At 51.8% G+C, this 18,888-nt stretch carries 15 protein-coding genes and 1 pseudogene; 13 read left to right on the top strand and 3 right to left on the bottom strand.

All coding sequences use genetic code 11. From position 1 onward, the window contains the following. The first annotated feature begins 13 nt into the window (after positions 1-13). The 7 genes from LK436_RS14240 (at position 14) to LK436_RS14210 (ending at position 11,268) form a co-directional block, all read left to right on the top strand. Complete coding sequence (locus tag LK436_RS14240; protein WP_008394876.1) at positions 14-1,054, top strand: ABC transporter permease; 1,041 nt, start codon at positions 14-16, stop codon at positions 1,052-1,054. Positions 1,055-1,067: 13 nt separating this feature from the next. After that, positions 1,068-2,072: an ABC transporter ATP-binding protein gene (locus LK436_RS14235; RefSeq protein ID WP_044930306.1), complete on the top strand. Its 1,005-nt coding sequence runs from the start codon at positions 1,068-1,070 to the stop codon at positions 2,070-2,072. Continuing rightward, positions 2,069-3,133: an oligopeptide/dipeptide ABC transporter ATP-binding protein gene (locus LK436_RS14230; protein WP_044930307.1), complete on the top strand. Its 1,065-nt coding sequence runs from the start codon at positions 2,069-2,071 to the stop codon at positions 3,131-3,133. The genes LK436_RS14235 and LK436_RS14230 overlap by 4 nt, the downstream gene beginning before the upstream one ends. 117 nt (positions 3,134-3,250) lie before the next feature. After that, positions 3,251-4,984, top strand: a complete 1,734-nt coding sequence (locus tag LK436_RS14225) for a peptide ABC transporter substrate-binding protein (protein WP_008394879.1) — start codon at positions 3,251-3,253, stop codon at positions 4,982-4,984. 411 nt (positions 4,985-5,395) lie between these two features. After that, on the top strand, positions 5,396-7,135 hold the full coding sequence (locus tag LK436_RS14220; protein ID WP_008394880.1) for a peptide ABC transporter substrate-binding protein: 1,740 nt from the start codon (positions 5,396-5,398) through the stop codon (positions 7,133-7,135). A gap of 412 nt (positions 7,136-7,547) precedes the next feature. After that, positions 7,548-8,450 carry a sirohydrochlorin cobaltochelatase gene (locus LK436_RS14215; protein WP_227910084.1) on the top strand — a complete coding sequence of 301 codons (903 nt, stop codon included), beginning with the start codon at positions 7,548-7,550 and terminating at the stop codon, positions 8,448-8,450. Positions 8,451-8,604: 154 nt separating this feature from the next. Further along, positions 8,605-11,268: a cation-translocating P-type ATPase gene (locus LK436_RS14210; RefSeq protein WP_008394884.1), complete on the top strand. Its 2,664-nt coding sequence runs from the start codon at positions 8,605-8,607 to the stop codon at positions 11,266-11,268. A 27-nt stretch (positions 11,269-11,295) separates the two neighbouring features. Here LK436_RS14210 and LK436_RS14205 read toward each other — a convergent pair whose 3' ends face one another. Beyond that, a complete protein-coding gene (locus LK436_RS14205) occupies positions 11,296-11,952 on the bottom strand; it encodes a manganese efflux pump (RefSeq protein ID WP_083794705.1) in 657 nt (218 codons plus the stop codon). 214 nt (positions 11,953-12,166) lie between these two features. On the opposite strand from LK436_RS14205, the gene LK436_RS14200 reads away from it, so the two are divergent. From LK436_RS14200 to LK436_RS14185, 4 genes are all read left to right on the top strand, one after another. Beyond that, positions 12,167-14,779, top strand: coding sequence for a transglycosylase domain-containing protein (locus LK436_RS14200; protein ID WP_118750830.1), 2,613 nt, complete (start codon positions 12,167-12,169; stop codon positions 14,777-14,779). A 200-nt stretch (positions 14,780-14,979) separates the two neighbouring features. Beyond that, positions 14,980-15,606 (top strand): DUF3793 family protein, encoded by a 627-nt coding sequence (locus LK436_RS14195; RefSeq protein WP_008394888.1) that lies wholly within the window; start codon positions 14,980-14,982, stop codon positions 15,604-15,606. Between the two features lie 70 nt (positions 15,607-15,676). Beyond that, positions 15,677-16,108 (top strand): flavodoxin, encoded by a 432-nt coding sequence (locus LK436_RS14190; protein WP_008394889.1) that lies wholly within the window; start codon positions 15,677-15,679, stop codon positions 16,106-16,108. 131 nt (positions 16,109-16,239) lie between these two features. Further along, positions 16,240-16,521 (top strand): DUF2325 domain-containing protein, encoded by a 282-nt coding sequence (locus LK436_RS14185; protein ID WP_008394890.1) that lies wholly within the window; start codon positions 16,240-16,242, stop codon positions 16,519-16,521. A 114-nt stretch (positions 16,522-16,635) separates the two neighbouring features. Here LK436_RS14185 and LK436_RS14180 read toward each other — a convergent pair whose 3' ends face one another. After that, on the bottom strand, positions 16,636-17,085 hold the full coding sequence (locus LK436_RS14180) for a metal-dependent transcriptional regulator (RefSeq protein WP_021966314.1): 450 nt from the start codon (positions 17,083-17,085) through the stop codon (positions 16,636-16,638). A gap of 191 nt (positions 17,086-17,276) precedes the next feature. On the opposite strand from LK436_RS14180, the pseudogene LK436_RS14175 reads away from it, so the two are divergent. After that, positions 17,277-17,715: pseudogene (locus LK436_RS14175) on the top strand (FeoB small GTPase domain-containing protein); the annotation flags it as partial. A 145-nt stretch (positions 17,716-17,860) separates the two neighbouring features. Next, positions 17,861-18,046 carry a FeoB-associated Cys-rich membrane protein gene (locus LK436_RS14170; protein ID WP_008394894.1) on the top strand — a complete coding sequence of 62 codons (186 nt, stop codon included), beginning with the start codon at positions 17,861-17,863 and terminating at the stop codon, positions 18,044-18,046. Between the two features lie 45 nt (positions 18,047-18,091). Here the strand turns inward: LK436_RS14170 and LK436_RS14165 are convergent, their stop codons facing one another. Further along, positions 18,092-18,811: a DUF4397 domain-containing protein gene (locus tag LK436_RS14165; RefSeq protein ID WP_008394895.1), complete on the bottom strand. Its 720-nt coding sequence runs from the start codon at positions 18,809-18,811 to the stop codon at positions 18,092-18,094. Positions 18,812-18,888: the final 77 nt, after the last annotated feature.

The following is an 18,888-nucleotide window of genomic DNA, read 5'->3' as shown; positions in this document are numbered from 1 at the left end:
GAGGAGCGTAATCATGGAGAAAAATAAACTGTCATTTCAGCTTAAGGCAGAAGACTTCCTCCCTGCAGGAGATGACGAGAAAAAAAGCCTTGTAGTAATGAGGGAGAGCGTCAGCTTCTGGAAGGATGGTCTGCGCCGTTTTAAGAGAAACAAAATAGCCATGACAAGCCTTGTGGTTGTCATTCTCATCTTTATACTATCCTTTATCGTGCCTCAGTTTTATCCGTACAAGTATGAGCAGCAGATAAAGGGAAGCAACAGCCTTGCGCCTTTCGAGTATTCTGAGGCAGAGCAGGAGGCAATCGCCAACGGCGAGGACGTGTTCCCCCACATTCTGGGAACGGATCAGCTGGGCCGCGACTATGCCATCCGTGTTATGATGGGAAGCCGTGTCTCTCTGACTGTAGGTCTGGTGGCCTCCGCCATTATTCTTTTGATAGGATCCATATACGGCTCCATAGCCGGATTCTTCGGAGGCTGGGTGGATATGGTGATGATGCGTATTGTAGACATCATATACACGGTCCCCGACGTTCTGATCGTAATTCTTCTGGCTACTGTGCTGAACTATCCGCTGAAGGAGCTGGCCATGAAGCCGGGATTTGAGTGGATTGGCCTGATCGGAGTCAATCTGATCAGTATTTTCGTGGTGTTCGCCCTCCTTTACTGGGTAGGTATGGCACGTATCGTGCGAAGCCAGATCATGATCCTGAAAGAACAGGAGTATGTGACTGCAGCCCGCGCTCTGGGCGCGTCAAACGGCCGCATTATCAAAAAGCACCTGCTCACCAACTGCATCGGAACCCTGATCGTTACGACTACCCTTCAGATCCCGTCCTCCATCTTTACGGAGAGCTTTTTAAGTTTCCTGGGACTGGGCGTAAACGCGCCGATGCCTTCTCTGGGAAGCCTTGCAAGTGCGGCCTTAAACGGACTTCAGAGCTATCCTTACCGCCTGTTTGCACCGGCTATCATGATTTCTGTCATCATCCTGAGCTTTAACCTCTTAGGTGACGGACTCCGTGATGCCTTTGATCCGAAGCTGAAGAACTAGGGAGGAAATGAGCATGAGTGAATATCTTGTAAATATTAAAAACGAGCGCCTTTCCTTCTTTACGCCGGCCGGAGAGGTGAAAGCTTTAAATGACGTATCCCTGCATTTAAAGGAGGGAGAGGTTCTGGGAATCGTAGGCGAGTCAGGCTCTGGAAAGTCTGTAACAGCGTACAGCCTCATGGGACTGACGGCCTATCCGGGACGTCTGATCGGCGGAAGCATCGAGTTTAACGGCCATGAGATTGACAAGATGAACGAGGCCCAGATGAGAAAGATCAGAGGAGAGGAGATTTCCCTGATTTTCCAGGATCCCATGACCAGCTTAAACCCTGTATACACCATTGGAAATCAGATCTGCGAGATGATCCTGCTCCACACAAAGAAGACAAAGCAGGAGGCCAGGGAGAGGGCCAAAGAGCTCCTCACTCTGGTTGGAATCAATGAGCCGGAGAAGCGGTTAAAGCAGTATCCCCATGAGCTGTCCGGCGGCATGCGCCAGCGTGTCATGATCGCCATTGCCCTGGCATGCGAGCCGAAGCTGCTGATTGCAGATGAGCCGACCACCGCCCTGGATGTTACGATTCAGGCCCAGATTCTGGAGCTGATGATGGAGCTCAAGAAAAAACTGGGTATGGCAATTATCATGATCACTCATGATCTGGGTGTAGTGGCCAGCATGTGTGACAAGATTGCCGTTATGTACGCAGGCAAGGTGGTGGAGTACGGTACCACAGACGATATTTTCTACCGTCCGTCCCACGAGTACACCAAGGGACTTCTCCGCAGTATTCCGCGTCTGGACGAGAAGGAAAAGACAAGGCTTGTACCTATCGAGGGCTCACCGGTAGACATGCTGAACCCTCCGGCAGGATGTCCCTTTGCGCCGCGCTGTGAATCCTGCATGAAGATCTGCTTAAGACAGATGCCGGAGTACACGGACCTGTCAGACATTCACTACAGCGCCTGCTGGCTGCTCCAGAAGGCCGAGTTCGAGAAAGCGCAGGGAGGTAACAACTGATGGAAAATAAGAAGCTGCTTGAAATCCAGAATCTGAAACAGTATTTCCCTGTGGCCAGCGGAAAGCTCTTTGAGAAAAAAGTGGTTAAGGCTGTTGATGATGTATCCTTCTATATTAATAAGGGAGAAACACTGGGTCTGGTAGGCGAGTCCGGCTGCGGAAAGACGACCACAGGACGTACCCTTCTGCGCCTCTATGAGCCTACCAGCGGCCGCATTATCTACGATGGCACCACGATTTTCGACAGCGGAGATCTTCCCCTCAGGGATGAAAGCGGGAATCCGGTGATCGGAGAGGATGGAAAACCTGTATACGGGAAAAAGACAAAGGTTGATATGCTTCCCTACAGAAGAAAGATGCAGATCGTTTTCCAGGATCCTTACGCCAGCCTGGATCCGCGTATGACGGTGGGCGACATTGTAGGCGAGGCCATCGATATTCATAAGCTGGCTGCAAACCGCAAGGAGCGCCAGGAGAGGATCATCCGCATGCTGGAACGGGTGGGGTTAAACTCGGAGCATGCAAACCGTTATCCTCACGAGTTCTCCGGCGGCCAGAGGCAGCGTGTCGGCATTGCCCGCGCATTGGCTGTGGATCCGGAATTTATTGTCTGTGATGAGCCGGTATCTGCTCTGGATGTTTCCATTCAGGCTCAGGTTGTCAATATGTTTGAGGAGCTGCAGAACGAGATGGGGCTGACGTATCTGTTTATCGCCCATGATCTGTCTATCGTAAAGCATATTTCCAACCGAATCGGCGTTATGTACCTGGGAAAGATGGTGGAGCTTGCAGACAGCTACGAGCTGACCTTCCACAGTGTCCATCCCTACACCAAGAGTCTGATCTCAGCGATTCCGATTGCAGATCCGGAAACCAGCAGAAAGTCCAAGCGTATTGTGCTGAGCGGCGACGTGCCAAGCCCGGTAAATCCGCCCAGCGGCTGCCACTTCAGAACGAGATGCCCGTACGCCACAGAGCTGTGCGCACAGCAGGATCCGGAGTGGAGAGAGGTTTCCAAGGGACACTATGCAGCCTGTCACCACTTAGACAAGATCAATTAATAATAGCAGTCATAAACTTTGCCTCTCTGGAAACAGGGAGGCGAATTACTGCCTGCCTGCAGGGCTGCAGACGGCAGATAAATATTTATACTAACGTACCTATGAGGAGGAAACAAGATGAGAAAGAAATTTGCACTTCTTCTGGCAGCTGCGATGCTTACCACGACTGTGCTTTCCGGCTGCGGAGGAAGCGGCGGTGACGGCGCAGGCACAGGTGCTGCAGCAGAGGCAGGAAATAACCTGGTGGTTCAGATTGGACCAGATCCGGAGACCATGGATCCGGCATTAAACAGCGCCATTGATGCGTCCAATATGATCATCCACTTATTTGAGCCGCTGTTAAATATGGACAAGGACAACAATATCATCGGCGGAATGGCTGAGACCTGGGAGGTTTCTGAGGACGGCCTCACCTACACCTTCCACCTGCGCGACGGCTTAAAGTGGAGCGACGGCTCTGACTTTACAGCCAATGATTTTGTATATACATTTAAGAGAATGGCAGATCCGATGACAGCTGCTCCTTACGCCTATGACCTTCTGTGCATGGTAAAGGGCTATGACGAGGCGGCAGGCGGAGACGTGGATGCTCTGGCAGTTTCCGCACCGGATGATCAGACCTTTGTGGTAGAGCTCTCCTATCCGTGCGTATACTTTGACAAGATCTGCGCATTTGCAGCCTTAAGTCCCGTTCAGCAGGCCACTGTAGAGGCAAACGGCGAGGCGTGGGCAGTAGATCCGTCCACTTATGTGAGCAACGGACCGATGAAGATCAAGGAGTGGGTTCCAGGCTCCCACATTCTTGTTGAGAAGAATGAGAATTACTGGAATGCGGACGCTGTTACAGCCGACACTATCAAGTTCGTTCTCATGGAGGACGCCAACGCATCCTTCAGCGCCTACAACACAGGCGAGATCATGTTCACAAGGGACGTGCCGACAGAGGAGGTTCCGAATCTCCGCGATAATCCGGAGTTTCATGTAGCTCCGATTCTTGGAACCTACTATGTGAGCCTGAATCTGGAAAGAGAGTATTTCCAGGATGTAAAAGTGCGCCAGGCATTAAGCCTTGCCCTTGACCGTCAGTATATTGCGGATACTATCATGCAGGGAACCTACTCTGCGGCTACGAACTTTGTAGGCCCAGGTGTTTCTGACGCAGAGCCAGGCTCTTCCTTCGCTGACACAACGGTTGCCCAGTACGGGGAGTTCTTCCACACAGACGATTTCGAGGGAGATCTTGCCAAGGCAAAGGAGCTTATGGCAAAAGCAGGATATCCGGACGGAGAGGGCTTCCCGACCATCGAGTACATGACAAATGACGCCGGCTACCATAAGCCGCTGGCAGAGTATCTCCAGAGCGCATGGGGAGAGCTGGGAATCAACATGGACATCAAGATTGTTGAGTGGGCATCCTTTACGCCAACCCGCCGAAACGGAGATTATGACATTGCCCGCAACGGCTGGGTATACGACTACGACGATCCGTCCAATATGCTGAATCTGTTTGAGTCCACAAACGGAAATAATGACGGAAAATACAATAATCCTGAGTACGATGCCCTGATCGAGCAGGCCCGTACAACTGTGGATAAGACGGAACACTATGCCCTTCTCCATGAGGCAGAGCAGATGCTGTTAAACGACATGGCTATGATTCCTGTGGCTTACAATAATGACTTCTGGCTGCAGAGCTCTGATCTTCAGGGAATCTGGCACTCTCCGTACGGATACTGGTATTTCATGTACGGCTATATTGGTGATGCGCCAGAGGCCGACGATGATGCAGAGGCCAAGGTGAGCACAGAGGCTGCTGAGGCTGCCACAGAGAGCACAGCCCAGGCTGAGTAAAGATAAGAGCGCATTCCTGCAAAAAGCAGAAAAGAAAAGGCTTCGGAGAGCTTCTCCGGGGCCTTTTTTCGACTCTGAATACGAAAACTGCCGCAGACGGCAGTGCAGCGTCAATCTAAAACGTCAGATTATGGGAGAAATAACCACAGGGAATAAAAGACTTACAATTCAGCAATTTTGGATATTTTCTGACTTTTTTCCATCATTTTTGCGGCATAAACGGGTATATTAAAAAAAATAGCTTGCATATTTTTTTTTCTGTGGTATTATAGATGTAACTTTTCCGTTTCGTGCTTTATCAAAGAAAAGTGTTTAAAGGGCAGATGATGCATTAGGGGAGCATCTGGCTGAAAAACGTCTGAGGCACGCTCTGACAGCGTTTCTCATAGAAACCTTTAAAGGAGGAATATTATGAAAAAGAAATTTGCACTTCTTGTAGCGGCAGCGATGCTTTCCACGACAGTGCTGTCGGGCTGCGGCGGTGGCGGCGGTACCGAGACGACAGCTGCATCCGGAGGCGGCGATGCCCAGGCAGTGGATACGGCGTCTGGCGGCAACAATCTGGTAGTGGAGATAGGGCCAGATCCGGAGACCATCGATCCGGCGTTAAACAGCGCTATTGACGGCGCAAATATGATCATCCATTTATTTGAGCCGCTCCTCAACTTTGACAAAGACAACAATATCATCGGCGGAATGGCTGAAACCTGGGAGGTTTCCGATGACGGTCTTACATATACCTTCCATCTGCGCGACGGTTTAAAATGGAGCGACGGCACTCCGCTGACAGCAAATGATTTCGTATATACCTTCAAGAGAGTGGCAGATCCGCTGACAGCTGCTCCTTATGGCTATGATCTGCTGTGCATGGTCAAGGGCTATGATGAGGCGTCAAACGGAAATGTGGATGCTCTGGGCGTTTCCGCACCGGATGATCAGACCTTTGTGGTAGAGCTCTCCTATCCGTGCGTATACTTTGACAAGATTTGTGCATTTGCAACCATGAGCCCTGTTCAGCAGGCAACCATCGATGCAAACGGCGAGGCATGGGCAGTCGATCCGTCCACTTATGTCTGCAACGGTCCGATGAAGATCAAAGAGTGGGTTCCAGGCTCCCATATCCTGATGGAGAAAAATGAGAATTACTGGAATGCAGATGCAGTTACAGCAGACACGATCAAGTTTGTTCTGATGGAGGATGTAAACGCAGCATACAGCGCCTATAATTCCGGCGAGGTTATGATGATTAAGGATGTTCCGACAGAGGAGGTTCCGAATCTTCGCGACAATCCTGAGTTCAACGTAGATCCGATCCTTGGAACCTACTATATCAGCCTGAACTTAAACAGAGAGTATTTACAGGATGTGAGAGTACGCCAGGCATTAAGCCTTGCTCTTGACAGAGCCTACATTGCAGATACCATCATGCAGGGAACCTATTCCGCAGCTAAGAATTTTGTGGGCCCGGGCGTTTCCGATGTAGAGCCAGGCTTCTCTTTTGCAGATGTGACCCTCGAGCAGTATGGTGAGTTCTTCCACACAGACGACTTTGAGGGAGACCTTGCGAAGGCTAAAGAGCTGATGGCTGAGGCAGGCTACCCGAACGGAGAGGGATTCCCGGCTATCGAGTATATGACGAACGATGCCGGCTATCATAAACCGCTGGCAGAGTATCTCCAGAGCGCATGGGGCGAGCTCGGAATCAACATGGATATCAAGATTGTTGAGTGGGCATCCTTCACACCAACCCGCCGCAACGGCGACTATGATATTGCCCGCAACGGCTGGGTATACGATTACGATGATCCGTCCAACATGCTGAATCTGTTTGAGACAGAGAACGGCAATAATGACGGCAAGTACAGCAATCCTGAGTACGATGCCCTCATTGATCAGGCACGCACAACGGCCGACAAGACAGAGCACTACGCACTTCTGCATGAGGCAGAGCAGATGCTGTTAAATGATATGGCTATGATACCGATTGCCTACCAGAATGACTTCTGGTTACAGAAGCCAGAGCTTCAGGGAACCTGGCATTCTCCATACGGCTACTGGTACTTCATGTACGGCTATATCGGTGACGGAACAGAGGCTCCGGCAGACGGCGAGGCAGCAGCCGCCGCAGAGACGGAGGCAGCAGCCGAATAAGCGGCAAAGCTGCAGAATCTGATTATAACAGACAGATGCAGAGCATCCATCTGTTTCAGGGCAGCCGCCGGGTGACCGAAAGACTGGCTCACCCGGCGGAAAGGAAAATGCCGCTTTCACGACCCGCCGCAGGCGGAGAATCCTGCGAAGCAGGATTCTTTTTAAAATTGAAAATAGAAAACCGTAATGAGCCCCCGCGGCTGCCGTCCAGGCAGCAGGCGGGGGCTTTTGCTGTATAAAATTCTGTCAGACTTGCGGACAAAAAAATACCCTGGCAGGCAGAAATTTACAGAAGAAAGGCGGCTGAGAACAGGACGGACGGCAGGTCAGGCTGTTTTGACAGACAGATATAAACATGATAAAATAACAGCTCAGCGCCTAAGCGCATGGACGCGCGAGGCAGAAAATAGGAGTGAGAAGCCGGGGCATTCTGTTTCAGAGAGGGATGGAAATGCAGGCAGCCGGAAAGGGAGAGAGCGGACAGATGACAGTTGAGAGGATAAAAAGAGACGGGGTTTTGGAGGATGACGGGAAAAAGGCCATCCTTGTAGTCAGCTTTGGCACAAGCTATGAGGGACAGATAAGAGATGCGATCGGAGCCGTGGAGAGGGCAGTGGGACGGGCTTTTCCGGGGTGGGAGATCCGCCGCGCCTTTACAAGCCAGATGATTATCAATCATCTGAGAGAAAAAGGGGAGGATCAGACAGACAATGTAGAGGAAGCTCTGAAACGCCTGTTAAGGGACGGATACCGGGTGGCGGCCGTCCAGCCCACTCATGTGATGAACGGGCTGGAGTATGACAAGATGATGGCAGCCGTGAGAGCGCACGAGGCTCAGTTTGACGCAATATACTGCGGAAGCCCTCTTTTAAACAGTATCAGCGACTACGAGAAGACCGCAGAGGCCCTGGCCCGGGTGACCGGGGAATTTCAGGACGGTCGGACAGCCATTGTCTGCATGGGACACGGCACGGAGCATGAGGCAAACCAGGTGTATGGCAGGATGGAGTCCTGTTTTAAAAAGCTGGGCATGGAGAATTTCTTCATCGGGACAGTGGAGGCGAGGCCCTCGCTGGAGGATGTTATGGCAAAGGTTCAGAGGCAGGATTATGAGCGGGTGATTCTTCTGCCGCTCATGATTGTGGCAGGAGACCATGCCAACAACGACATGGCCGGCGGGGAGGATTCCTGGAAAAGAGCTTTTGAGAAAAGTGGATGCAGAGTGGAATGTGTACTTCGGGGGATGGGAGAGTACGGTGATATCCAGCAGATTTTCGTGGAGCATGTACACCAGGCAATAAGAGGGGGGCTGTGAGAAAAAAAGGGAATGATTTGACCTGAGTTCTATTTTCTTTATCTCATTCATATGGTGTGAAAAGGCCAAAGCCTTGTCCGGCGGGAGCTGTTCAGGGGAGAGGGACAGACGGTTCGGTGTGTTCATAAGGCCTGTGTCAGAAGGAGGGGACGCCATGTATGAGAAAAAGACCATAGAGGAAACGCTTCAGAAGCTGAATGCGGATGGGAAAGAGGGGCTTAAATCAGGCGATGTGGAGGAACGCCAGCGCCACTATGGAAGAAATGTGCTGGAGGAGAAAAAACACAGAACCCTGCTTCAGAGGTTTGTGGGACAACTCTGCGATTCCCTGATTTTTGTGCTGTTTGCAGCGGCAGGGATTTCAGTGCTTCTCGGAGAGTACAGCGATGCGGTGATCATTCTTACGGTGGTGGTATTGAATGCGGCTGTGGGAGTAGTTCAGGAGGGGAAGGCGCAGAAGGCGCTGGAAGCCCTCAGAAATATGACCAGACTTGAGGCAGTTGTCATCCGGGAGGGGGTGGAGCAGGAAATCGACGCCCAGGAGCTGGTGCCGGGGGATCTGGTGGTCCTAGATACAGGCTGTCAGGTGCCGGCGGATATACGCCTGATCCAGTCGGCCGGACTCAAGATAGAGGAGTCGGCTCTCACAGGGGAGTCTGAGCCGGTAACAAAAGAGGCCGGATTCATCGCTGAGGGAAAGGTGGCTGCCGGCGACAGAAAAAACATGGCATTTATGACCTCCTATGTCACATCCGGCCGCGGCAGGGGAATTGTGACGGCCACGGGAATGGGAACGGAAATTGGAAGAATTGCCGCCATGATCCATGAGGCTCCGGAGGAGGAGACACCGCTTCAGAAGCGTCTGGGAGAACTGGGAAAAATACTGAGCCTCACTGCCGTAGCTCTGTGCGCAGTTCTGTTCGTCCTGGCAGTGGTTCAGAAGCGCGATGTGATGGAAATGCTGATTACCGCAATTTCCCTGGCAGTGGCGGCCGTACCGGAGGGACTTCCCGCCGTGGTTACCATTGTGCTGGCCTTGAGCGTTACCAGGATGGCAAAGGCGGGGACCATTGTGAGAAAGCTGCCGTCTGTGGAGACACTGGGGGCTGTCAGTGTGGTGTGTACGGACAAAACAGGAACGCTGACTAAGAATCAGATGACGGTGACAGAGTGGAATGAAAACGGAAGGGTCTGTGAGGTAGGAGAAAATGGGACGGACAGTAAGCCCTGCCTTCCGTCTGAGCGGCTGGCAGAGTGCTTTGCCCTGTGCAGCGATGCAGTACTGGAGAGCCGGACGGGTGATCCCACGGAGCTGGCTCTTCAGGAGTTCGCTCTTCTGGCCGGTGTCAGCAGGGAGAGTGCAAATGCCAGAAAGAAACGGTGCGGGGAGATCCCCTTTGATTCGGATCGGAGGATGATGACTACCCTTCACAGGGAAAAAGGAGGGTATGTTTCTTACACAAAGGGAGCGCCGGACGAAGTGATCCTGCACTGCACAAAGATATGGAAAAATGGAGAAGCAGTTCCCATGACGCCTGCTGATCAGAAGCGGGTCAGACAGGCGGCGGAGACCATGTCCGGGAAGGCTCTGCGGGTTTTGGCGGCTGCTATGCGGGAGGGAGTCTCTAAGCCTGCAGAGAGAGGGCTCACCTTTATTGGAATGGCCGGTATGATGGATCCTCCCAGAGATGAGGCCAGAGAAGCGGTGGAGCTGTTTAAAGAGGCCTCCGTCCGCACGGTGATGATTACAGGAGATCATGTAAAGACGGCAGGCGCCATCGCAAGGCAGCTGGGAATTGCAGAATCCGGAGAGGAGTGCATGACGGGGGAAGAGTTAGACAGGACGGATGATGAAACTCTCCGAAAAAAGATAGGGACCCTGTCGGTGTTTGCCAGAGTATCACCGGAGCACAAGGTCAGGATTGTGAACGCATTCCGGTCCGCCGGAATGATTACGGCTATGACAGGGGACGGAGTCAATGACGCCCCCTCCCTGAAAAACGCAGATATTGGAATAGCCATGGGACGCTCCGGCACAGATGTAGCCAAGCAGGCAGCTGATATGATTCTGACAGATGACAATTTCTCGACTATTGAGAAGGCGATTGAGGAGGGGAGAGGGATCTATGAAAATATTAAAAAATCCGTGATTTTCCTTCTGTCGTCGAATTTTGGGGAGATAGCTACCATGTTTGCCGCCATAGCGGCAGGGGTAGCCTCCCCGCTGAAGCCCAGTCATATCCTGTGGATTAATCTGATCACAGATTCTCTTCCGGCTCTGGCGCTGGGAGTGGATCAGAATGATAACCGGAGACTGATGCGGCGTCCGCCGAGAAAGGCAGGAGAAAGCCTGTTTTCCGGGGGAGGATGGTTTTACACGCTGTTTTATGGACTGCTGATTGCAGGAATCAGCCTGCTTGCATTTTTCCGGCTTCCGCTGGAGATGGCGGCAGCCGCAGGAAAGGAGCTGTCTGTGGATGCTGTCAGACAGATGCTTCAAAACCCGGAGATTCTTCTGCACTCCCAGACTTATGCCTTTACCGTGCTAGGGCTTTCACAGCTGTTCCACGCTGTCGGCATGAGGGATGTAAATGCATCAGTTTTTGGCAGCAGGCTTTTTTCCAACCGCCTGATGCTGCTTGCGTTCGGAGCCGGACTGCTGCTGCAGGCGGCTGTGACAGAGCTGCCGTTTCTTTCTGAGATGTTTGGAACCAGTATTCTGTCCATTTCAGAATGGGGATTTCTGCTGTCTCTGGCGTCTGCCCCTCTCATTGCCCATGAGATACTGGCCATGGTCACAGCCGGAAAGGACAGATAACCGTACAGGGGAAAAACTTTTCAGAGCTTACAGCCTGGAAAAGGCCAGCAGAATCAGGAGAAGCCCTCCAATCCACGAGAGGTCAAAATTCAGCTTTTCTGCCGCCAGGTTTCCGAGGAGACTTCCGCCGGCAACTGCAGCAGCTCCCGCTAAGAGAGACAGAAACAACGCCGGGATAAGAGAGAAATCCAGCATTCCTGCCCCGAAGCCTGCGGCAGCGCTGTCCAGGGAGAGGGCGATCCCGAGGGAAAATGCCTCAGCCGGTGAGAGGACAGATACATCCTCGGCATTGGCTTTTTCCGGATCTGCATACACCGTCATAATGAAATGCAGGCCGGAAAAGGAGAGGGAGAGGTGACGGGAGCACAGGCGCAGCCTTCGGATCAGGGCTTTTACAGAGCTGTCGAAGAGCTTGAGAAGGCCCAGGAGAAAGAGCAGCAGGAAGCTGAGAAAGGCGGAGAAGCCTTCCGACAGAAGCTGCTGCATCAGCCCACCCAGGAGCAGAAAAGCCAGCAGGACAGCAGAGGACACCCCTGTGATAATACAGGCAGACAGCAGAGGGATCTTTACCCTATCTGCCCCGTAGATGAAGCAGGCGGCAAAAGCGTCCACAGAGAGGGCTGTGACAAGCAGCAGTATATCATAAACAGAAGCGCTCATAAGCACCACCAGAATTTGTACCATTACTCTATCTTATTCCGCAGAGGGCAGAGCGGTTCAGAAAAAGAGAACCGGGAGTAAAGGTTAGAATCTGTCATACATAAGGTTGTATTATAGAAGAAAAAGCGGTAAAATAGACAAAAAGTTTTCGGCGGAGCAATGCCGGAAGAGAGAACAGCAAAAAGGGACCAGAAATGATGCACGGAGTAAAACCGGTACAGGCAGAAAAAGGAGCGGTATGGATAGAGAGAGAGTAGAAAAAAACAGCAGAGGTGAAAACGCTTCCGGAGCGTCAGAACCGGTAAACGCGCAGAAAAAGCCGGAAACAGGCAGGCAGGAGGAGATCATAAGGGAGCTTCAGGAGGAAGAGGCAGTACAGAGAGAGCTGTGCGACAGCATGCGCAGGATTCTTGGGGAAGAGCAGGACGGACAAGAGAAGGAAGAGAGCCTGCAGCCTGAAAAGCCGGATTTAAGAAAACAGGAAGAGGAAGGTACAGAGGAAGAAAAAACCAGTGCCGGAGGGCAGGGGGAGAAAGGTCCGGGAACAGGCAGTCCGGACATGGAAAAACCGGCTCCCATGAGGCCGGAAAAGAAGACAGGGAAAGGCAGACAGGGCAGAAAAAGAAAAAAACACCGCCTGCTGCGGCGCTTTCTTTCAGTCTTCTTTCTCCTGCTTTTCATCGCCCTCGCAGGAGGCGGGATTTTTGCCTGGAAGTTTTACACTGTCTGCAGGGACGAGGTGGCAGGCCTGGTAGAGAACAGTACGGAGAGCGATTTCCTTCCCAGCCAGGCATCCTATGTTTACGACTCAGCCGGAGAGGTTATGGCAAAGCTGGCCCAAGATGTGGATTCCCAGTATCTGTCCTACGAGGAGATACCAAAAGCTGCAGTAAATGCCTTCGTGGCGGTGGAGGACCGCACTTTCTGGGAAAACTGCGGCGTGGACTTCAAGGGAATCGCCCGTGTGGGGATTCACTTCATACTGACAGGAGGGGAGGAGGTCCACGGGGCCAGCACCATCACCCAACAGCTTGCCAGAAACCAGTATCTCACAAGGGATGTTTCCATCAGGCGAAAGGTAAAGGAAATAATCATTGCCATGGATCTGACAGAGAAGTACACGAAAGAGCAGATCATGGAATTTTATATTAATGACATTAACTTTGCCAATACATATTATGGGCTTCAGGCGGCTGCCAGAGGCTATTTTGGAAAAGATGCCGATGAGCTGAGCCTGAGCCAGACGGCTTATCTGTGCGCAATACCCAACTCCCCGTCCTATTATAACCCATACCGCCACCCGGAAAACGCCCTGAAAAGAAGGGATAAGATTCTTGGCGACATGCTGGAGATGGGGTATATCACACAGGAGGAGCACGATGCGGCGGTCAGCGAGGAGATTTCAGTTTCCAGAACCTCCTATGAGATGAAGAATTATGAAACCACCTATGCCATTGACTGTGCGGTGCGCTGGCTGATGAGGGAGGACGGTTTCACGTTTGAATACGGCTTTACAAACTATGATGATTACCGGGCCTACCAGGAGGCTTATGAGGAAAGCTATGACAGGGCAAAGGATGAACTGTACACAGGAGGATACAGGATTTATACCTCTCTGGACCCTGCCAAACAGTCAATTCTGCAGTCGGCGGTGGATCAGGGGCTGTCCTTCGACGCAGAGACAGCGGAAAACGGAATCTATGCCCTTCAGGGAGCTGCGGTAGCTGTCAATAATGATACCGGAAAGGTGGAGGCCATCGTGGGCGGAAGGAGCCAGGAAACGGATACCTACACGCTGAACCGGGCATTTCAGAGTTTCAGGCAGCCGGGCAGCAGCATTAAACCTCTGATTGTCTATGCTCCGGCTCTTGAGGATGGCTATGCCTCCTTCTCCCGGGTGAAGGACATCAGTGTGGATGCGGCAAAAAAACCGGGAGCCGATGTGTTCTCCCTTCCCGGAAACTGGATTACCATGCGGCAGGCGGTGGAGAGGAGCAGAAATGGAGCTGCCTGGTGGCTGTTTAATGAGGTGACTCCCGAGGAAGGGCTCTCCTATCTGACGAAGATGAGGTTTGACAATATTGTGCCGGATGACTACAATATGGCGGCCTCTCTGGGAGGCTTTACCTACGGGGTGACAGCAGAGGAGATGGCAGGCGCTTTCTGTGCTCTGGAAAACGGGGGAGTATACAGAGAGCCGGACTGCATTCTGCGGATGGAGAATCTGGAAGGGGATGATATTTACACGGAGAGGGAGCCAAAGGAGGTGTACTCCAGACAGACGGCTGCCGTTATGGTCGATATGATGAAGGGCGTAATCACAAGAGGAACGGCCCGCGGCATGGGATGGAACAGCAGTATTGAGGCCGCGGGAAAGACGGGAACTACCAACAACAGCAAGGACGGATGGTTCTGCGGAGTGACACCCTACTATACCGTAACAGTGTGGGTGGGCTACGATACTCCAAGGACCCTTTCCTCCCTTTACGGTTCTACTTATCCGGCGGCTATCTGGAAGCAGGCGATGGAAGGGCTGACAGCCGGACTGCCGGAAGCATCCTTCTCTGCGCCGGAGGCGGAGAAGGAGAATATCCACAAGGAGGGCAGGGGTACCTACCTGGAAGGATACGATGACGCCTATGTGCTGTCTCCGGGCTATACGGTGGGGGATTACAGAAAGGATCACGCCCTGGCAGATGAAGCGCAGAAGTATATTGACCAGATGACCGGGGCGAGCCCTGAGGAGCAGGAGCGGCTGAGAAAGAAAGCGGAGAGCGCCATCAACCGCATTTACGGACAGACTTTAAAGGGACAGATGCTCCAGGTGCTGGAGGGGGCCGGAAAGTCATAGGCTGTACCCTGATTTGAAATAAGAGAGAGACAGGAAAAAATGAGCTGTATCCAGAGTGAACCATTCTGGGTGCAGCTTTTTTTTAAAAAGTGCTTTACAAAAACAGAAAGTTAGTATATACTAACTAACATGAAAAGTTAGCATATACTAACTTCAAAAACGGCCTTTCAGACAGGGCGAAAAAAGGAGGTTAAAGCCGGATGAATCAGCAGGATGTCCAGGTGAAAGAAGCAGGGGGCTTTGAGAGTGAAAACAGGCACAGGCGAATCCGCAGACAGGCCGCGCTCCACTGCGCGCAGGTGCTGGCAGGAATGAAGGCCTCCAATATTTTTATCATGTCAGAGGGGACGGGACAGGACTTGGATGCAGTCCTTGCGGGAACGGGGATAGAGTACAGAAAGCTCTGCCAGGACGGGAAAAGAAAGGTGTATCTGCTGTACAGGAGAGGGCGGGCGGAGCGCATTCTCTCAGATCCGGCAGTGAGAGGATTTTTTGAGAGGTACGGATACGCTTCCTTTGAGCTTGATCAGGTACTGGAACGTCTGGCAGAAAGGTATGGAGCCTATGCAGGAGGGGAAGAGGAATTTCCCCATGAAATCGGCCTGATCCTGGAATATCCGCTCTGTGATGTGGAAGGTTTTATCGAGCACAGGGGAAAAGATTTCCTGTTTTCAGGATACTGGAAGGTTTACGGAAACCCGGAAGAGACAAAGAAGCTGTTCGCCGCCTACAGAGCCGTTCAGAAGAAGGTGATGGAAGAGGTGGAGAGAGGGTACATGTTCTGGCAGCTCTCCTCTGTTCTTGGCGGTCAGACAGCTGCGGCCTGAATATGAAAAACATCCGGCGGATATACGGCCGGTTGTCAAATAAATCAAGTATTTACAGGAGGAATTTATCATGGAACAGGTTTTAATTGTTTACTGGAGCGGTACAGGAAATACGGCTGCAATGGCAGAAATGGTTGCCGAGGGAATAAAAGAAGCAGGAAGGGAGGCTGTCATCCTTCCGGCAGAAGAGGCATCTGTGGCAGATGTGGAAAAATACAGTGCAATCGCCATGGGCTGCCCGTCCATGGGAGATGAGGTTTTAGAGGAGAGCACGATGGAGCCGTTCGTTGAGGAGATAGAGGGCTCCGTTTCCGGAAAAACACTGGGCCTTTTCGGCTCCTACGGATGGGGAGACGGACAGTGGATGCGCGACTGGACTGACAGAATGAAACAGGCAGGTGCATCTGTTATCGGAGGTGAGGACGCGATCTGCAACGGCGCTCCGGATGCAGACGCAGAGGCTGCATTAAAGGAACTTGGAAAACGGCTGGCAGCCATTTAAGGCTCGCTCAGACACAGGGCAAATAAACTCCGGGCAAGAGCAGCTTCAGGCAGCAGCTCTTTGCCCGGAATGAAAAAAAGACTGCCGCGAACCGGAAGCTGCAGCTATTTGAATCAGAAAAGGAGGCGTTTATGAGCGTTGTGATTGTAGGGGGACATGACAGAATGGTCTGTCAATATAAACAGATTTGCAAGAATTTCAGGTGCAAGGCAAAGGTTTTTACACAGATGACTGCTGATTTTAATAAACAGATAGGAACTCCCGACCTCTTAGTCCTGTTTACAAACACCGTGTCTCATAAGATGATCCGGGCAGCTGTGGACGGTACGAGAGGAAAAAAGACAGAGATCGTCCGCTGCCATACGAGCAGTCAGAATGCGCTTTCAGAAATTCTCCAGGAAAGATGTGTATAGTGACAAACTGCATGATACATTCCAGATATTTCATACAAGAATCTCTTACATCTCTGTAAGGGGAGGGCTAAGCTCTCCCCTTATACGCATGTCAGTCATCTCAGATATGTATTTTCATTTCAGGCTGTCTGCCGCTGTCTGGTCAGGCTGGGCCTGTACCCCGTCTGAATCTGCACTCTGCCCAAGATGGTGGTGTGCCAGCTCATTTCTGGCAAAGGCCTTGATCGCCTCGAAGCTTTCCGGGCTTATCACGTGTTCCATCCGGCAGGCATCCTCTGCAGCTGTTTCTGGGGAAACGCCGAGGAAGGTCAGAAGTTTTGTGAGAAGTGTGTGCCGCTCGTAGATGGTTTCCGCAATTTTTCGCCCCGATTCCTCCAGCGTGATATAGCCTTCCCTGTCCATGGAAATGTAGCCGTTTTCCCGAAGATTCTTCATGGCGACGCTGACGCTTGGCTTGGAATAGCCCAGTTCATTGGCGATGTCGATGGAACGAATCTGAGGCTTTCTTAAGCCGAGGACAAGGATTGTCTCCAGATAGTCTTCTGCTGACTGTTGAATTTTCAATGTAACCGCTCCTTTAACCGTTTTATATCTTTTGCTGCTCTGCGCTCTGGCGTGTGACAGGAGAACGACGGCGCAGACCTTCAGTTCTTTATAGAATACCATAATTTGTGCGCTAATTCAAACAGTAAAAGTCTGGGCCGGAGAAATTTCCATGAAATCCAGCCTGCCCGGAAAATTCAGAGTCAGTAAAAATTGTACTTGCCGGAAACCCGAACTGCGGCAAGACAACACTGTTTAATGCTTTGACCGGCTCCAGCCAGTTTGTGGGAAACTGGCCTGGAGTTACGGTGGAAAAGGGAAGACTGAAGGGACAGAAGAATGCCATCATCAATATTGTGGACGGAACAAACCTGGAGAGAAATCTCTACTTGTCCCACACAGCTGATGGAGCTGGAAATTCCGGTTATCATGGCTGTCAATATGATGGATGTTGTGAAGAAAAACGGGGATCGGATCAATGTGAAAGCCCTCGAGGAAGAGTTTGCCCGCATGACGAAAGTTCCTGATGTGGAGGATATCATTAAAAAGGTGGAAGATTCCATGGATGACGATGCGGAGAGCATCATAACCAATGAGCGATATACATACATTACCTCTATTATCGGAAGGCGCCGCCGGAAGAACAGGAAAAATTTTCTTGATTTATATGATGGTCCCGCCCGTACAGTAAGAGCGCAGGCTCAAAAGCAGATGTAAGGCTTGCAAAGAACTGATAGCAGTATATAATAAAAAAGAGCAGCTAAATGATTATTTTATCCAGAAAGGGTGATGGTATATGGAAATTTTCGTATCTGGACTTTCCACACTGGTGGTGGGGCTTATTGTGGCAGGAATTGTATTCCTGGCTGTCAGAAGTATTGTAAGAGATAAGAAGAACGGAAAATCGCTCTGCGGCGGAAACTGCGGAGGGTGCAGCTGTTCCGGCATGTGCCATCCTGCGAGGGATGAAAAGAATAAATAGCAGAGACAGCGGGGGAAGAGATAGGACTCTTCCCCCGCTGTCTGTTTATGATGAAACAAGCTGTACAGAGTAATCAGACGGGCCGCCCAGGATAGTCAGCATGTAGTAGCTTCCGCTCTGGAACTGAACCCGGTTGTTGATAATCGGAGCGCCTCCCGGATTTGTCCTTCTGTATACAGTCAGGAGATAATTGCCGGGCAGGATGTGGAGGTATCTGGTGTAATTCATGTAGTCCAGATCGGAGACAACCAGCCGTCCGTTCAGGTAAATGTCAAGAGGTTCCCGGATGGAGGCTGCGTTGTAAAAGCGGACATGGGAGACAGAGGACGGCGTGGCGGTAGGCGGAAAAGCGCCCCAGGACCAGAGGATTGTTCCCAGAAGCCCCGGGATAGTTCCCTGTCCGGGACCGCAGGAAACGCAGTTGTTTCCTGAATTGGAGGGAAGCGATGGAGTAACCGGACCGATGGGACCAAAGCCTGGGCTGGCAGGCTCCGAGAAGGAGGGGGCCTGGGCAGAAGACGGAGCCGCCTGCACCTCCTGAACCATGTTTTCCGGTGCTGACATGGCGAAGGCAGACTGGCCGTCACTGCCGGCCTCCCCTGATGTACGGCCAAGCTGCGGCGTTCGGATGTTCTGGGAGGCCTGGCTCATCTGAGATCCTGAAGCAGCCGGATTCTGTCCTGCTGCCTGCTGGGGAGCACAGGCCGTTTCCTGTACCGTCTGTGGGCAGGAAACAGCGGATTGTTCGTAATTATAAGTTTCCATATGGCATACCTCTCTTAGATTTTATACTCTATTATATGGCCTGTGCCTGTCAGCTTTTCACAGATTTTGAAAAGGCT

It is taken from the genome of Clostridium sp. M62/1, assembly GCF_020736365.1.
Lineage (GTDB): Bacteria > Bacillota > Clostridia > Lachnospirales > Lachnospiraceae > Otoolea > Otoolea saccharolyticum_A.
This window is presented reverse-complemented; position numbering and strand designations above follow the sequence as displayed.

Bases quoted from the DNA above. Each gene is read 5' to 3' on its own strand.
- LK436_RS14240 (WP_008394876.1), top strand. From the start codon at position 14: ATGGAGAAAAATAAACTGTCATTTCAGCTTAAGGCAGAAGACTTCCTC.
- LK436_RS14235 (WP_044930306.1), top strand. From the start codon at position 1,068: ATGAGTGAATATCTTGTAAATATTAAAAACGAGCGCCTTTCCTTCTTT.
- LK436_RS14225 (WP_008394879.1), top strand. From the start codon at position 3,251: ATGAGAAAGAAATTTGCACTTCTTCTGGCAGCTGCGATGCTTACCACG.
- LK436_RS14220 (WP_008394880.1), top strand. From the start codon at position 5,396: ATGAAAAAGAAATTTGCACTTCTTGTAGCGGCAGCGATGCTTTCCACG.
- LK436_RS14210 (WP_008394884.1), top strand. From the start codon at position 8,605: ATGTATGAGAAAAAGACCATAGAGGAAACGCTTCAGAAGCTGAATGCG.
- LK436_RS14205 (WP_083794705.1), bottom strand. From the start codon at position 11,952: ATGGTACAAATTCTGGTGGTGCTTATGAGCGCTTCTGTTTATGATATA.
- LK436_RS14200 (WP_118750830.1), top strand. From the start codon at position 12,167: ATGGATAGAGAGAGAGTAGAAAAAAACAGCAGAGGTGAAAACGCTTCC.
- LK436_RS14195 (WP_008394888.1), top strand. From the start codon at position 14,980: ATGAATCAGCAGGATGTCCAGGTGAAAGAAGCAGGGGGCTTTGAGAGT.
- LK436_RS14190 (WP_008394889.1), top strand. From the start codon at position 15,677: ATGGAACAGGTTTTAATTGTTTACTGGAGCGGTACAGGAAATACGGCT.
- LK436_RS14185 (WP_008394890.1), top strand. From the start codon at position 16,240: ATGAGCGTTGTGATTGTAGGGGGACATGACAGAATGGTCTGTCAATAT.
- LK436_RS14170 (WP_008394894.1), top strand. From the start codon at position 17,861: ATGGAAATTTTCGTATCTGGACTTTCCACACTGGTGGTGGGGCTTATT.
- LK436_RS14165 (WP_008394895.1), bottom strand. From the start codon at position 18,811: ATGGAAACTTATAATTACGAACAATCCGCTGTTTCCTGCCCACAGACG.